The organism is Undibacterium sp. Tian12W (assembly GCF_049339405.1).
In the GTDB taxonomy this organism is placed as follows: domain Bacteria; phylum Pseudomonadota; class Gammaproteobacteria; order Burkholderiales; family Burkholderiaceae_D; genus Undibacterium.
In genome coordinates this window covers 95,630-110,793 of record NZ_JBMPPK010000019.1, presented here as the reverse complement: position 1 = coordinate 110,793, position 15,164 = coordinate 95,630, and the positions used below count along the sequence as shown (strand labels likewise).

General features: G+C 50.5%; 14 protein-coding genes. 13 read left to right on the top strand and 1 reads right to left on the bottom strand.

Annotation, left to right across the window (positions count from 1 at the left end):
* Positions 1 to 5 precede the first annotated feature (5 nt).
* The 9 genes from gspL to ACO0LI_RS22730 all read left to right on the top strand — a co-directional run bounded on the left by gspL (position 6) and on the right by ACO0LI_RS22730 (position 10,160).
* Positions 6 to 1,253 (top strand): type II secretion system protein GspL, encoded by a 1,248-nt coding sequence (gene gspL / locus ACO0LI_RS22770; RefSeq protein WP_422951304.1) that lies wholly within the window; start codon positions 6 to 8, stop codon positions 1,251 to 1,253.
* Complete coding sequence (gene gspM, locus ACO0LI_RS22765) at positions 1,253 to 1,753, top strand: type II secretion system protein GspM (RefSeq protein WP_422951305.1); 501 nt, start codon at positions 1,253 to 1,255, stop codon at positions 1,751 to 1,753. The genes gspL and gspM overlap by 1 nt, the downstream gene beginning before the upstream one ends.
* A 15-nt stretch (positions 1,754 to 1,768) precedes the next feature.
* Complete coding sequence (gene gspN / locus ACO0LI_RS22760; protein WP_422951306.1) at positions 1,769 to 2,548, top strand: type II secretion system protein N; 780 nt, start codon at positions 1,769 to 1,771, stop codon at positions 2,546 to 2,548.
* Positions 2,549 to 2,577: 29 nt separating this feature from the next.
* Positions 2,578 to 4,710 carry a type II secretion system secretin GspD gene (gspD, locus tag ACO0LI_RS22755; protein ID WP_422951307.1) on the top strand — a complete coding sequence of 711 codons (2,133 nt, stop codon included), beginning with the start codon at positions 2,578 to 2,580 and terminating at the stop codon, positions 4,708 to 4,710.
* Between the two features lie 3 nt (positions 4,711 to 4,713).
* Positions 4,714 to 6,144 carry a type II secretion system ATPase GspE gene (gene gspE, locus ACO0LI_RS22750; RefSeq protein ID WP_423035445.1) on the top strand — a complete coding sequence of 477 codons (1,431 nt, stop codon included), beginning with the start codon at positions 4,714 to 4,716 and terminating at the stop codon, positions 6,142 to 6,144.
* A gap of 4 nt (positions 6,145 to 6,148) precedes the next feature.
* On the top strand, positions 6,149 to 7,369 hold the full coding sequence (gene gspF / locus ACO0LI_RS22745) for a type II secretion system inner membrane protein GspF (protein ID WP_423035443.1): 1,221 nt from the start codon (positions 6,149 to 6,151) through the stop codon (positions 7,367 to 7,369).
* A gap of 10 nt (positions 7,370 to 7,379) precedes the next feature.
* Positions 7,380 to 7,979 (top strand): type II secretion system protein N, encoded by a 600-nt coding sequence (locus tag ACO0LI_RS22740; protein ID WP_423035441.1) that lies wholly within the window; start codon positions 7,380 to 7,382, stop codon positions 7,977 to 7,979.
* Positions 7,976 to 8,800 (top strand): uracil-DNA glycosylase, encoded by an 825-nt coding sequence (locus ACO0LI_RS22735; RefSeq protein ID WP_423035439.1) that lies wholly within the window; start codon positions 7,976 to 7,978, stop codon positions 8,798 to 8,800. Before ACO0LI_RS22740 ends, ACO0LI_RS22735 begins: the two co-directional genes overlap by 4 nt.
* 103 nt (positions 8,801 to 8,903) lie before the next feature.
* Positions 8,904 to 10,160 carry an HD-GYP domain-containing protein gene (locus ACO0LI_RS22730; protein ID WP_423035437.1) on the top strand — a complete coding sequence of 419 codons (1,257 nt, stop codon included), beginning with the start codon at positions 8,904 to 8,906 and terminating at the stop codon, positions 10,158 to 10,160.
* Positions 10,161 to 10,212: 52 nt separating this feature from the next.
* On the opposite strand, the gene ACO0LI_RS22725 is transcribed toward ACO0LI_RS22730, so the two are convergent.
* Positions 10,213 to 11,193, bottom strand: coding sequence for an NADPH:quinone oxidoreductase family protein (locus tag ACO0LI_RS22725; RefSeq protein WP_423035435.1), 981 nt, complete (start codon positions 11,191 to 11,193; stop codon positions 10,213 to 10,215).
* 105 nt (positions 11,194 to 11,298) lie between these two features.
* Between ACO0LI_RS22725 and surE the strand changes: the two genes are divergently transcribed.
* The 4 genes from surE to rpoS all read left to right on the top strand — a co-directional run bounded on the left by surE (position 11,299) and on the right by rpoS (position 15,111).
* The gene (surE, locus tag ACO0LI_RS22720) at positions 11,299 to 12,036 is read left to right on the top strand and encodes a 5'/3'-nucleotidase SurE (protein ID WP_423035433.1); all 738 of its coding nucleotides are present in this window, start codon (positions 11,299 to 11,301) and stop codon (positions 12,034 to 12,036) included.
* Positions 12,033 to 12,902, top strand: coding sequence for a protein-L-isoaspartate(D-aspartate) O-methyltransferase (locus tag ACO0LI_RS22715; RefSeq protein WP_422972638.1), 870 nt, complete (start codon positions 12,033 to 12,035; stop codon positions 12,900 to 12,902). The genes surE and ACO0LI_RS22715 overlap by 4 nt, the downstream gene beginning before the upstream one ends.
* Before the next feature lie 42 nt (positions 12,903 to 12,944).
* Complete coding sequence (locus tag ACO0LI_RS22710) at positions 12,945 to 13,895, top strand: peptidoglycan DD-metalloendopeptidase family protein (protein WP_423035431.1); 951 nt, start codon at positions 12,945 to 12,947, stop codon at positions 13,893 to 13,895.
* A 166-nt stretch (positions 13,896 to 14,061) separates the two neighbouring features.
* On the top strand, positions 14,062 to 15,111 hold the full coding sequence (rpoS, locus tag ACO0LI_RS22705) for an RNA polymerase sigma factor RpoS (RefSeq protein WP_422951317.1): 1,050 nt from the start codon (positions 14,062 to 14,064) through the stop codon (positions 15,109 to 15,111).
* Positions 15,112 to 15,164: the final 53 nt, after the last annotated feature.

Sequence of the window (15,164 nt, the reverse complement as noted above, 5' to 3'; positions counted from 1 at the left end):
TAAAAATGGCAAGCACACTGTATATCTCTTTGCCCTCCAGAGTGGCGGCACAACACAGGCCAGATTGGTCTGCGCAAGCATTGGCTTTTGCCTTGATATCGGCAGAAGGCCGCTTGCAACAGCAAGGGCATTCCAGCCTTGCCGAATTAAAAGCGCTGGCGATCAGCGCAAAACAGGTGGCTTTTATCCTGGCTGCCAGTGACACCAGCTTGCTGAAGACCAAAGTACCACCGATGTCAGCAGCCAAGTTGAAACAGGCATTGCCGAATTTGCTGGAAGATCAGTTGATTACAGACCCATCTGATCTGGTCCTGGTCAGTGGCGATGTGCTCAATGGCGAGGTTGTTGTTGCCGTCACAGATAAAGCCTGGCTTGAAGGTTTGGCCAAGCGGGTAAAAGACTGGCCTACCAGAAAATTTTCTGCCTATCCCGCACAATTGTCGCTTGCCTACGATGAGACCAGCCAGACGGCCTCCGCCTTGATAGAAGAAAAGGATGAGGGGCTGGAGCTGAGCCTGCGTGACGGTGTTCAGCATGGCCTTGGCCTGAGCCTCGAAAGTGCTGGCATGAGTGATGCGCTTTCCATGTTGGCGCAGTTGAGCAACAGTCCTAAAGTTGCTGCTTATGTTCCGGCGACTAGAATCGAAGCCTGTCAACTGGCATTGAAGGCAGATGGCTTGGAAGACAAGATAGAAATCTTGCCGGTAAGCTGGATCAACCGGGTAGCGGGTATCAATACCAATACGCCAGACTTGATGACAGGTGTGGCGGCAGAACATATGGCCAGTTTTGACTGGAGCAAATGGCGCTGGCCGCTACGTTTGGCAATAGCCTTGGCGGTAGTCAATTTGCTGGCGCTGAATATTGAATGGTTCAATCTGAAGCGTGAAGAAAAAGATCAGAAGAGTGCCTTGTTGCAGGTATTCCGTAATGCCTATCCAAAAGAAACCGTTATTTCTGACCCGTTGAAGCAGATGCAGCAAAAAATCAACATATCAAAACGGGCAGCGGGGCAGTTTGCAGTCAATGATTTTGCCGTGATTGCAGCACAATTCTCGCAAGTCTGGGACAGAGTCGGTGTGCCAGGCGGTGTGGCGTCCATAGAATATAAAGACAGATCACTATTCGTCAGAATCAAGCCGAATGTGCAAGTACCGATGGATGCCTTGCGTTCTGCACTGGCCGAGCAATCCATGAAAATCAGTACCGCGTCAGATGGTGCTTTGCGTGTTTCTACCGGAGGTAAAGAATAATGTTCAGTGCAATCAGAGAACAGTTCAATTTCTTTTGGCAGTCCCGGGTAGAGCGCGAGCGCAAAATGCTGATCATTTGTGCCTTGTTCATTATTGTTGCCATAGTCTATGGTTTTTTTCTTGCTCCTGCCTTGAGCGGACGTAAGCAATTGAGTATTGCATTGCCGGTCTTGAATCAGCAATTGGCAGAAATTACCGAGTTAAGCAAACAGCAGGCCGGGTTAACTGCCAATTTGTCTGAATTTGTTGCGCCTGTGAGTCGTGAGCAGGTCGAAGCGGTATTGGGGCGGCGTGGCATCAAGGTGCAAACTGTCGCTGTTAGCGATGACTTGGTACGTTTGCAAATTCCAACCGCTTCTTATGCAAGTTTGATGGAATGTCTGGTTGAAATGCAAAAAGCCTCAAGACTGACCGTGGAAGAAGCAAAGCTGGTGTCCCTGCTGGAAAGTGGTCAGGTAAGTGCGACTCTGACTTTGCGGCAGCAAAGAAGTTCTACCTGAGGCCGGAATACAGCAATGTTAATCACCCGGCGTTTGACGTGGATACTGGCAGCATTGATCAGTGTCATTTTGACTGTAGTTGTGTTTTTGCCTGCGAGTTGGCTGGGCTTTGTGCTTGAAAGGCAAAGCCAGGGCAGGTTGAGTTTGGGCGATGTGCAAGGCAGTTTCTGGCAAGGCTCGGCATTTGTGGGTGTGGCAGCAGGTAAAGTTGGGCCGGTGACGCCCTTGTTCCCTGGGCGATTTCAGTGGCGTATTTCGCCTCTGCTGATGTTGGGGCAAATCAAGGCCGAGCTGGAAAATTCTGCGGCCCTGTCTGCCCCGGTCAAGATTGCCGGCAACTTCAGCCAATGGCAAGTCAGCCCTTCGGTGTTGTTGTTGCCACCAGAACGGCTGGAGGGGTTGGGCGCTCCTTTGAATACCGTAGGGCCTACAGGATTATTGCATTTGTCCTGGAACGAATTGCTGTTTTCGCGCAAGAATGCGCAACTGAGTATGACTGGGCATATGCAGCTGGAGCTGGCAGAAATGGCTTCACGCCTGTCGCCTATCAAACCTCTGGGCAGTTACCAGATGGCTTTTGATTTGCGCGGAACAGAAGCAGATATGCAGTTGTTGACGATAAAGGGGCCGATGATGCTGGCAGGAAGTGGAAAAATGACAAACGGTCGTTTCCAGTTTTCTGGCAAGGCATGGGCAGAAGCAGGGCAAGAAGCAAGGCTGGCAAATTTATTGAATTTGCTTGGGCAGCGTCGTAATGACGGTGAAAAAGATGTAATTGCGTTAGAGTTCAAATGAAAACATTTCCATTAAAGCACAGGGTCGCCATGACTAGAAATTCGCTACGCCAACCTATCCAGCAATTGTCTGCATTGACTGGTGCAGCAGTATTGACTGCCGGTTTCTTGATGGCACCCATGGCCATGGCACAAGATCCGTCAAAAAATACGGTCGATATCAACCTGGTTGGCGCGGACATAGAGTCGGCCATCAAGGCGATAGGTCACTATACCGGCGTCACTTTTATCATTGATCCACGCGTCAAGGGACAGATCAATCTGGTGTCGGAAACACCGCTAACCAAGGACCAGGCGTATAAATTGCTGACTTCCACTTTGCGTCTGCAAGGTTTTTCAGTAGTGACGGCTGACGGGTATTCCAAAGTGGTGCCAGAGTCAGATGCTAAGCTGCAACCTGGCCCTACGCATAATACAAATTCGGAAAGATCCGAGACCGCCAAAGGCGATCAGGTCGTCACCCAGATTTATAAATTGAACTATGAATCATCTGCCAATATCGTCACGATATTGCGTCCGTTGATTTCACCGAATAATACGATCAATGGCAACCCCAGCAATAATACGGTGGTCATTACCGATTACGCAGACAACATCAAGCGCCTGAACAAGATCATTGCTGCCCTGGATGTGCCTGCAACCACAGATATGGATGTGGTCCTGATCAAGCATGCAATCGCTTCTGACATCGCCACCATGGTGTCCAAGGTCATAGATTCAGGCGGTGGTGGTGCTGACCCCACCAAGCCAATCTTGTTGGCTGACCCGCGTTCGAATGCCATACTGGTGCGTGCTTCTTCTGTGGCCAAGGCAAACCAGATCAAGTCCCTGATCGCCAAACTTGATCAGCCGACATCGCAACCTGGCAATGTCCATGTGGTTTATTTAAAAAATGCCGAGGCTGAGAAGCTGGCGCAAACCTTGCGTTCCATCGTTACTGGCGATACTTCTTCTTCGCGCAGTTCAAGCAGCACGATTTCCAATGCAGGCAGCGCAGCCAATGGTACTAACAGCCCGGTGTCAGCAAATACTACTGGCACTGCGCAAAGCAGCATGCCATCGTTCAGTAATAACAGCACAGGCAGCAGTTCTGGTGGCGGTGCAGCTGGATATATACAGGCTGACGCATCGACCAATACCCTGATCATTACCGCAAGCGAACCTGTTTACCGCAATTTGCGCACGGTGATAGAACAGCTTGATGCCCGCCGTGCCCAGGTTTATGTAGAGGCACTGATTGTTGAGATCAGTGCAGACAAATCCAATGAGCTGGGTGTGCAATGGCTGGGTTTGTCAGGTGACAGTACCAGTAATTATCGTATAGGCGGCGGCACATCGTTCTCTACCAAGGGAAATAATATCGTTAACCTTGCTGCAGGCAATGCCACTACTTTAGGCTCGGTGTTGCCGGGCTCAGGCTTGTCCCTGGGCTTGTTCAAGCAAGTCAATGGTCAATTGGGCCTGGGCGCATTGGCGCGCGTGTTGCAGACAGATGGCAATGCCAATGTCTTGTCGATACCAAATATCGTCACGCTGGATAATGAAGAAGCCAATATTATCGTCGGTAAAAATGTCCCACTGATTACTGGTCAATTTACGACCGCATCGAGTGGCACCGCCGGTGTTAATCCTTTCCAGACCATAGACCGCAAACAGGTAGGTTTGAAGTTGAAAATCAAGCCGCAAATCTCTGAAGGCGGCACAGTCAAGCTGGCGATTTATCAGGAAGTATCGAGCGTGGATGATACGACCAATGCGGCAGGCATTATCACTAAGGAACGCTCGATCACCACCAATGTGCTGGTCGATGATGGCCAGATCATTGCGCTGGGTGGTCTGATTGAAGACAGCACCACAGATGGTGGTGAAAAAGTGCCTGGCCTCGGTGATCTTCCACTCATTGGCAATCTGTTCAAATACCAGACCAGCAAGCGCTCCAAAACTAATCTGATGGTGTTCCTACGTCCTACAGTGATACGCAATGCAGAGCAAAGCAATAATATTTCTGTTGACCGCTATGACTATATGCGCACCCAGATCGTACCTTCCAAGGATGGCGTTGCAGAGAATTTGTGGCCGTCTGCAGAAAAAGGAAAATTACTGACCACCCCTTTGCTGATTTCTCCTGAGAAAACACCGACAACAGGCAAGGAAGGCAAATAAGCCATGCTTGATCATCGTTTATTGCCATATGGTTTTGCCAGGGATTTCTCTGTGCTGGCAGTCAGGGACAATGCTGTCATCAATGGCGTCGTAGAAATCCAGATTTCCAAGATGACGCCGTCTGCAGCGATATCCGAAGTCGGGCGCAAGTTTGGCAAGGTCAAACTGGTCGTGTTGCCCCATACAGAATTGTCTGAGGCGATTGCCAAAGCCTATGCCGGTTCTGGTGGCGATGCCGCTGATGTCGTCGGCGAAGTTGAGTCTGACCTGGACTTGGCCAAGCTCATGCTGGACATGCCAGCCATCGAAGACTTACTTGAATCGGCTGATGATGCGCCCGTGATACGCATGATCAATGCATTGCTGACTCAGGCTCTGCGCGACGGTGCGTCGGATATACATATCGAGCCGTTTGAGCAGATTTCTGTTGTGCGTTTCCGTGTTGATGGTGCCTTGCGTGATGTCGTGCGGCCGAAGAAGGCAATTCATGCTTCTTTGATTTCGCGTATCAAGATCATGGCGCAACTCGATATTGCTGAAAAACGTTTGCCACAAGATGGTCGCATTACCTTGCGCATAGGTGGCAAGCCAGTCGATGTGCGGGTATCTACTTTGCCAACCGGTCACGGTGAACGTGCTGTATTGCGCTTGCTGGATAAAGAGGCTGGGCGTCTGGATTTGAGTCACCTGGGCATGAGCGCCGATGTGTTGACGCAATTCGATAAGCTGATTGCTCAGCCGCATGGCATCGTGCTGGTGACCGGGCCGACCGGTTCCGGCAAGACCACAACTTTGTATGCAGCGCTTTCACGGGTAAATGCGGGTACCACTAATATCCTGACGGTAGAAGATCCTATTGAATACGAGTTGGCAGGTGTAGGCCAGACCCAGGTCAATGCAAAAATCGAAATGACTTTTGCCAAAGCCTTGCGGGCAATTTTGCGGCAAGATCCTGACGTCATCATGATAGGTGAGATACGTGATCTGGAAACTGCGCAAATTGCGGTGCAGGCATCTTTGACAGGCCATCTGGTGCTGGCAACCTTGCATACCAATGATTCTGCTGCGGCAGTCACGCGTTTGCTGGATATGGGTATAGAACCCTTCCTCTTGTCTTCTTCATTGCTGGGTGTGGTTGCGCAACGACTGGTGCGCAAATTGTGTACGCATTGCCGTGTTGAAAAAGACGGCGCCTGGCATGCAGTTGGTTGCGAGCATTGCGGGCATACCGGTTATCAGGGGCGCGTTGGTGTTTATGAGTTATTGCAAACCACAGATGCGATTCGTGCCCAGATACATCATGAGGCGGCAGAAGCAGAAGTGCGCAAGGCAGCACAGGCCGATGGCATGAGAACCATGCGTGAAGATGGTGAGCGCTGGCTGAAAACTGGTGTTACTACGCCAGAAGAATTGTTGCGCGTGACGAAGGAATAAGTACATGCCAGCATTTCGATATGAGGCTGTTGATACCGCAGGCCATACCAGCAAAGGGGTACTGAATGCTGATAGTGCCCGTGCTGCCCGCAGTGACTTGCGAGCTCAGGGACTGGTGCCGGTTACTGTAGAGTCCATTGCCAATCAAATGGATGCAGGTGGCAAGCGCAAGACCAGCTTCTTTGCCGATCATCTTTCTACCGTAGAAAATGCCTTGTTTACCAGGCAATTGTCCAGTCTGCTGGAGGCTGGCTTGCCGCTTGAGCAATCCCTGTCTGCTCTGCTTGAGCAATCAGAACGCACTTATGTCCGTGACCTGGTTGGCTCAATACGCTCGGAAGTCATGGCAGGTAATTCTCTTTCTGACGCGCTGAAGCAGCATCCTAATGATTTTACCGATATCTATTGCGCACTTGTAGCTTCGGGCGAGCATATCGGCCATTTGTCGCGGGTGTTGTCACGACTGGCCGATTACATAGAGAGGCGTAATTCGCTGGTGCAAAAAGTCAGGCTGGCATTTACTTATCCGGCAATCGTGACGGTGGTGGCTTTTGCCATCGTGATTTTTTTGCTGACTTATGTGGTGCCGCAAATTGTGTCTGTTTTTGCCAATACCAAACAGAAGCTACCTTTCCTGACACTGGTGATGCTGGCAATTTCAGATTTTGTGCGGGCTTATGGCTGGATCGTTGCAATACTGTTGGTGGCTGCTTTCTCCCTGTGGCGGCTGGCTTTGCGCAATCCTGATTTCAAGATGCGCTGGCATCGCTGGTTATTGCACGCGCCTTTGTATGGCAAGTTTGAACGCAGCCTGAATACGGCAAGGTTCGCCAGTACCCTGGCGATTACAACTGGCTCAGGCGTGCCTATCTTGCGGGCTCTGCAAACCAGCCGCGAAACCTTGTCCAATGTGGCCATGCGCGCGCAGGTGGAGGAGGCAACGGCCAGTGTCAGAGAGGGCGTCAGTCTGGCGCGCGCCTTGTCGGCACACAAGCATTTTCCACCGATGCTGATACACATGATCAGAGCTGGTGAGGTGACTGGTGAATTGCCCGCCATGCTGGAACGCGCCTCAAATACCCAGGAGCAGGATCTGGAGCGCCGGGCAATGACCATGGCTGGCTTTCTTGAGCCGGTATTGATCCTTACCATGGGTGTCGTCGTCTTGCTCATCGTGCTGGCGGTACTGATGCCTATCATAGAAATAAATCAATTGGTACGCTAAAAGGATAAAAATGAAACGCTTACCTGTCCTTGTGACGTTTATTGTATTTGTCGCACTTTGTGCGTCTCTGAGTTTTTGGGCTCTGCGCCTGTTCAAACCACAGGCCAGAGCTGTCGCCGCTGGATTTCAGCAAAATAGTTATGAGCCTGGTACCGGGCAATGGGGCGGTATTTTTGGTAATAGTCAGGTAGCGCAGGCTGCTGCCACTAATTATCAATTAAAAGGCATAGTGCTGGCAAAGCGGACTGAAAAGAGCCTTGCCATCATCAGCGCCAATGGCAAGCCTGCATTAGCCGTGGCCATGGACAAAGAAGTTGCCCCCGGTGTCATTTTGAAAGAAGTGCATGAACAATATGTGATGGTGTCTGAATCAGGCATCATGCGTCGTGTAGAATTGCCGCAAACGCCAGACATGAACCGTGGGCCTGCGCAAATTCCACCTTTAAATCAATCGAATTCAGTGCCACCTCAAGTTGCGCCTGTCGCATTTCCTTCAGCAAAACACAATGATGCACCGGGCGGCCCTATCAGTAGCCCACTACCACCGATGGTGACGCCGGGCTTGCCTACGGCTTCTCTGCCATCTGCGATGCCGGGCGGGCAGCAATGAATTCTTGGCAAGATGTGTGCCCAGAAGATGTGCGTCTGGCGATAGAACAGGCACACTCATCCTGGCGGCCTGTCATAGGGACCGGATTGCAGCGATTGCATGAAGCCAATCCGAATTATTTCCCGGGTTTGACAAAGTCTGACTATCTGCCTAACCAGGCCAGATTATTTGCTGCTTTCTCCATGCCCATGGATGATGTACGTTACATCCTGATGGGTGAAGGGCCTTACCCGCGGGCAGACAGTGCAACAGGTTACTGTTTCATGGACGGGGCAGTAAAAAGCTTGTGGTCTGATGAAGAGGGCGGTGGCTTATCCAAGAAAGTCAATCGCGCCACGTCCCTGAGAAATTTTATGAAGATGTTGCTGGTTGCTTCTGGTCATTTGCAACAAGAGGCAACTGCTGGTGTCGCCATGGCTACTGTTGCCACGCAGGCGCGTTTGCATGAGGGCGGTTTTATACAGACACTGGACGATTTACAACACAAGCTCATCGCACAAGGATTTTTACTATTGAATGCCAGCCTGGTATTTCGTGAAGACACAGCTCCGGTAAAAGATGCAAAAGCGTGGCAGCCATTTTTGCAAACAGTTTTATCTGCGCTACATCAATATCAAAGTTCGCACAAAAAGCAAAAGGCAGTGTTAGTCTTGTGGGGTAAGATTGCAGAGCAGCTTCGTGTCATACCCGAGACCGCACTGTACGAGCAGATCAGTGCTGAGCACCCATATAATTTGAGTTTCATTAATAACAAAACCATGCAGGATTTTTTCCGCCCCATGAATTTACTGGCTGACTTGCCTGAAGGAAAAATTTTGTAATATGCGGTTTTTACTACTGGCTTGTGGACGAGCTTTGTAGAATAATTGGGTGACACGCATTGAAGCATTGTTTGCTTACCCAAATCATAACTTTCCCCTGCCTATGTTGAAGAAAATTGAAGTTGCTCAACTGAGGATTGGCATGTATGTGCAGGAGCTGTGTAGCTCCTGGATAGATACACCGTTCTGGCAAAAGTCTTTCTTGCTTGGGGAAGCTGAAGAACTAAAAAAAATCCAGGCAACCAAAATCCGTCATGCCTGGATAGATGTCAGCAAGGGCCTTGATGTCCTCCAAGATGCGGTAGAAAAAACGGTTACCGAACCTGAGCCAGAGCCGCAGCCTGAACCCATACCAGAACCTCTGCCAGAACCTGCTCCACAGCCACGCCAGATCAGCTCAGTCTCAATGGATGATGAGCTGGGGCGTGCTTCTGCCATTGTCAGCAAATCCAAGCAGGCCGTGTTCAGCATGTTCAGTGAAGCGCGCATGGGCAAGGCGGTGGATGTTGGTAATGCTCAGACCATGGTGGAAGAAATTGCTGATTCCGTCATGCGCAATCCTGGTGCCTTGATAGGTCTGGCCAGGCTCAAGACCAAAGATGATTACACCTACATGCACTCGATTGCCGTGTGTGCACTGATGGTGGCATTGGCCAAGCAACTGGGCTTGTCTGAAGAGGCAACCAGAGAGGCTGGCCTGGCTGGCTTGTTGCACGATATAGGCAAGATGATGGTCGATGCTGATATTTTGAACAAGCCAGGAAAATTGACGGATGCTGAATTTGTCTCCGTCAAGGAACATCCGGTGGCTGGTTACAAAATGCTGAAAGAAGCCAAGGGCGTCAGTGCGATTGCCTTGGATGTGTGTCTGCATCATCACGAGAAAATAGATGGTACTGGTTACCCAAGACGCCTGAAGGGTGATGAGATCAGTTTGTATGCGCGCATGGGGGCAGTATGCGATGTGTATGATGCGATTACTTCAGACCGGCCTTATAAGCAAGGTTGGTGTCCAGCCGAATCGCTGCGCAAAATGGCCGAATGGAGCAGTGGGCATTTTGATGAAAAAATCTTCCAGGCTTTTGTCAAAAGCATAGGCATTTATCCTGTAGGTACTTTGGTCAAGTTGGAGTCTGGCAGGCTGGCTGTCGTCGTTGAGCAACAAATTGGCAAGTCGCTTTTATTGCCTAAAGTCAGAGTATTCTTCTCTGCCAAATCCATGGCCTATATCGCACCTGAACTGATCGATTTGTCGCGCCCAGGCATGAATGACAAGATCGCTTCACGTGAAGATGCCGCCAAATGGGGCATCAAGGACATCAATCGTTATTGGCTCGGTGAGGCTGCCAATAACCGTTGACAATAGTGATCTCTTAGGAAGAAGACCTCGCACTGAGGCGAGGTCTTAAGCTTTATTTTTCAGGTTGTATGACTATCTTGCCAGTCACTTTGCGGGCTGCCAGATCGTTCAAGGCTGCTGGTGTGTCTTTGAGTGCATAGCGGCCAGAGATATGTGGCTTGATTTTTCCTTCATGCAGCCAGCTCATCAACTCACGCATAGCAGCCAGATTGGCTTTAGGCTCACGCTTGGCAAACTCACCCCAGAAAACACCAACCAGAGAAGCGCCTTTGAGCAGAGTCAGATTCAATGGCAGCTTGGGTATTTCACCATTGGCAAAACCCACCACCAGGTAGCGGCCGCGCCAGCCTATCGAGCGGAAAGCTGGTTCTGCGTAAATGCCACCGACCGGGTCATAAATAACATCCGGCCCTTTGCCATCGGTAGCTGCCTTGATGGCTTCGCGCAAATCCTGATTGCTGTAGTTGATCGTGACATCTGCACCATGCTGCTTGCAGATGTCGAGTTTTTCATCGGTCGATGCTGCTGCAATGACACGGGCACCCAGAGCCTTGCCGATTTCTATGGCAGCAAGGCCGACGCCACCGGCAGCGCCCAGTACCAACATGGTTTCACCAGCTTTTAACTGGGCACGATCTACCACTGCGTGATGGGAAGTACCATAGGTCAGGGTGATCGCTGCTGCAACGTCAAAGTCCATGCCTGGTGGCATGGGCATGACGGCATTCGCAGGGGCAACTACCTGTTGTGCAAATGCACCATTGCCAATAAAGGCAATGACCTTGTCGCCAACCTTGACATGGCTTACACCTTCACCAACGGCATAAACTATCCCGGACAATTCGCTGCCTGGCGTAAATGGCAGTTCAGGTTTGAACTGGTACTTGTTTTGTATGATCAATACGTCGGGGAAGTTGACGCCTGCTGCCTTGACGTTGATAGCAACCTGGCCGGGTGCAGGCACCAGATCTGCCAAGTCTTCTATCACCAAAGTGTCTGGCAATCCCCACTCCTTGCAAACAACAGCTTTCATTTTGATGTCTCCATAAAATAGTACGACCGTTTGATTTTGTGATTATGCCGTAAAAATCTGTTCTCTGTAGAAATTTATATTTCAGCATCAGGTAGAATACAAAACATGAAAATTCTGATCAGTAATGATGATGGTTATCTCGCTCCTGGCATCGTGGCGCTCGCTGAGGCCATGGCATCAATTGCCGAGATTACCGTGGTGGCTCCCGACAGTAACCGTTCCGGGGCATCGAATGCCTTGACCCTGGACCGGCCCTTGAGTGTGCAACGTGCCAGCAATGGTTTTTACTTTGTGAATGGTACTCCTTCTGACTGTGTACACATTGCCCTGACCGCCATCATGAAAGAAAAACCTGACCTGATCGTTTCTGGCATCAATCAGGGGCAGAATATGGGGGACGATACTTTGTATTCTGGTACCGTAGCCGCAGCGACTGAAGGGTTTTTGTTTGGCATCCCGGCAATTGCCTTTTCGCAAACTGAAAAAGCCTGGACGCATCTGGATTCAGCGGCACGCATTGCGCTGGAGATGGTGAAGCGTGGCTTTAATGGCATGGCTAGCCCATTCCTGCTGAATGTAAATATTCCGAATTTGCCGTTTGATGAAATCAAGGGAGTGCGCAAGGCGCGCCTGGGCAAGCGCCATACCTCTGAACCTGTCATTCACATGACAGACCCGCATGGCAGGGATATTTACTGGATAGGCCCGCCTGGCGCAGCGCGGGATGCCAGTGCAGGAACAGATTTTGATACGACTGCCAGGCATTTTGTGTCGGTGACCCCTTTGCAAATAGATTTGACGAATACCCGTCAACTGGCTGATCTGGATATGGACTTTGCATGACGACCAAGGATAAGCGCTTTCCTTTACCGTTGTCTTCTGTGGTGAACCAAAAAGACAAAGCAGGTAGTGGGGCGGTACGACATACCGCTATGCCGCAAACTGCCATGCGCAATGCCGCACATCATTTAAGCGGGGTGGCTGCAGCAAAAGCTGCAAAATCCCAGCAAATGCATGTGCCGCAGGGAGCTGCGGGCACTTCGGCGGGTTTGTCACCATCCTTATTGTCAGGTCCCCTGGTGTCTGAAGGCGTCAGGAGAGCCATGGTCGCACGTGTGGCTCAACAAGGTGTTAAGGATGCAACCGTGCTGGCGGCTTTGCAAGCTGTGCCCAGGCATCTGTTTCTGGAGTCTGGCATGGCCAGCCAGGCCTATGTCGATGCGTCTTTGCCGATAGGTCATCACCAGACCATTTCGCAACCGTATATCGTGGCCCGTATGCTGGAGATCATGCGTAATGGTGGCAAATTGGAGCGCGTGCTTGAGATTGGTACGGGCTGCGGCTATCAGGCAGCAGTCCTGTCGGTGATGGTCAAGGAAGTGTATTCCATCGAGCGCATCAAGGCCTTGCATGAACTGGCCAAAAGCAATCTGCGCCCCATGCGCATCGCGAATATCCGGCTTTTATATGGTGATGGCATGCAGGGTTTGCCGGGTGAGGCCCCTTTTGACGGTATCATATTGGCAGCAGCGGGATTGGAAGTGCCTCAGGCCCTGCTAAAGCAGTTGCGGGTAGGTGGCAGGCTGGTTGCTCCTGTAGGGGGGCGTAATCAGGTGTTGCAATTGATAGAACGTGTATCCACTTATGAATGGAAGAGTTCTGTGCTTGAATCCTGCCATTTTGTGCCTCTGCATCCCGGCGTAATTTAGCTTTGCCCATGGCAACAATGAATTTGATAGATTAAAACAGAAATGAAGAAAATACAGCAAATACTACAAACTGGTTTGTCCATCACAGTCCTGGCGCTTGTGACTGCTTGTACCACCAATGTTCAGAATAAAGCGCCGGTCGTGGAGCGTGGTTTTGATCCCAGGCCAGTTGATCCTCCTCCTGTGGTTGAAGTTATCAAGCCAGCAGTTAAAGTGCCTGATAATACGCGCGGTACCTATGTCGTCAAGCGTGGTGATGGCCTGTATAGAATCGCCCTGGATCATGGGCAAAGCTATAGTGACCTGGTTGCCTGGAACGACCTGAAAAACCCGAATGACATCAAGGTAGGTCAGGTTCTGCGGGTTGCACCGCCAGATGCTGTTCAGGGAGTTCAGGCCACAAGCGTGGCACCGAACGCGGGCATTGAAGTCAAACCTTTGCCAGTGAATGCGGCTAACAACAAAAACAGCCCGCGCGGTGACAAACGCCCATATTCAGACGCCAATCTCGCCGAGTTGCAAAAAACAGATTCCACAGTAGTAGCTTCCGTAACACCGACAGTGCCAGTGATCAAGTCCGAAACTCCTGCACCAGCCAAAGTCTCAGAGTCAACAACTGAGACTGAAAATGTTGACTGGATGTGGCCTGCTGACGGTAAAGTCCTGGCGACATTTGACGATGTTAAGAACAAGGGTTTTGATATTGCTGGCAAACTGGGGCAGGATGTATTGTCGGCAGGCGCAGGTAAAGTTTTGTATGCGGGTAGCGGCATCCGTGGTTATGGTAATCTGGTGATTATTAAACACACCAGTACTTTGTTGTCAGCCTATGCGCATAACAAGTCCATACTCGTCAAAGAGGGGCAGAGCATCACCAAAGGGCAAAAAATCGCTGAAATGGGAAATTCTGACAGTGATACGGTGAAGCTGCATTTCGAGATCAGGGTGCAGGGCAAGCCAGTAGATCCAGCCAGATATCTGCCAGCCCGCTAAGTCGTTTTGTTGTGGGGATGCAGCAAGTATTGATGTTTTGCGCAAATTGACATTTTTTATGTAGGGTAATTCCAGAAAAACTGTATTGGTAAATTAATATTGTCATTTTCAACAATAATTTGTTCAAGCAAGACTCACTCACCGGATTCGCAAACCAGCTCAGATCATGCATAACAATTTAAGCACCTACAAGTTGGAAAATTCTGCCGCTGGCGATGAGCCGGACGGCGCTGATGTTGATGCGCATTCTGCCTCAGACAATGCGGATATGGATGATGCAGCGGATCTGACGCAAGAGGGACAGGAAGAGCAAAGTGAAGACCCTGCCACGCTCATTGTTGCGCCTATTGATGAATTGAAAAATGTTCTTGCTGCCGAGCTTTCTACAGATACCACGCAATACTATTTGAATCAGATAGGTACCCGGCCCTTATTCGCTTCTGCTGAAGAACTGCATTATGCAACCCTGGCCAAGCAAGGTAATTTTGAAGCCAGGCAAAAAATGATAGAACATAACCTGCGTCTGGTTGTGTCGATTGCCAAACACTATATCAACCGCGGCGTTGCTTTGCTCGACATGATAGAAGAGGGTAATCTGGGTCTCATGCATGCCATAGACAAGTTTGAGCCTGAGCGTGGTTTTCGCTTTTCAACTTATGCAACCTGGTGGATACGCCAGAGCATAGAGCGCGCCATCATGAATCAGGCCAGGACCATACGCCTGCCTGTACACATGGTGCGTGAACTGAATCAGATATTGCGGGCCAAGTACCACCTCGAATCGCAAAGGCGCGATGGCAGGGATGCTGCGCTGGAGGATATTGCCTTGCTGGTCGATAGGCCGGTCGATGAAGTGCAGGATATTCTGACCCTGTCTGAGCACGCAACTTCGCTGGATACGCCACTGGATAATGATCCCCAGTCCAGCCTGATGGATATGTTGCCAGGTGATAGTGATGATGCGCCAGACATTCGCGCCGAGCAGCATGAAATGACGATCCTGGTCAGGGACTGGTTGTCTAAATTGCCTGATAAACAACGTATTGTCATCGTGCGACGTTTTGGACTTGATAATGATGATCCGGCAACGCTGGAAACCCTGGCAGATGAAATGGGGATCACCCGTGAGCGCGTTCGCCAGATACAGCAAGAAGCCTTGATCAAGCTTAAGCGCTCATTTGCGTCCCGTGGTGTGGGGCGTGATTCGGTACTTTAATCCGGATTCGCTGAGCAATTTACATATTTCTTGAGGTGCGCGTCCGCGCATCT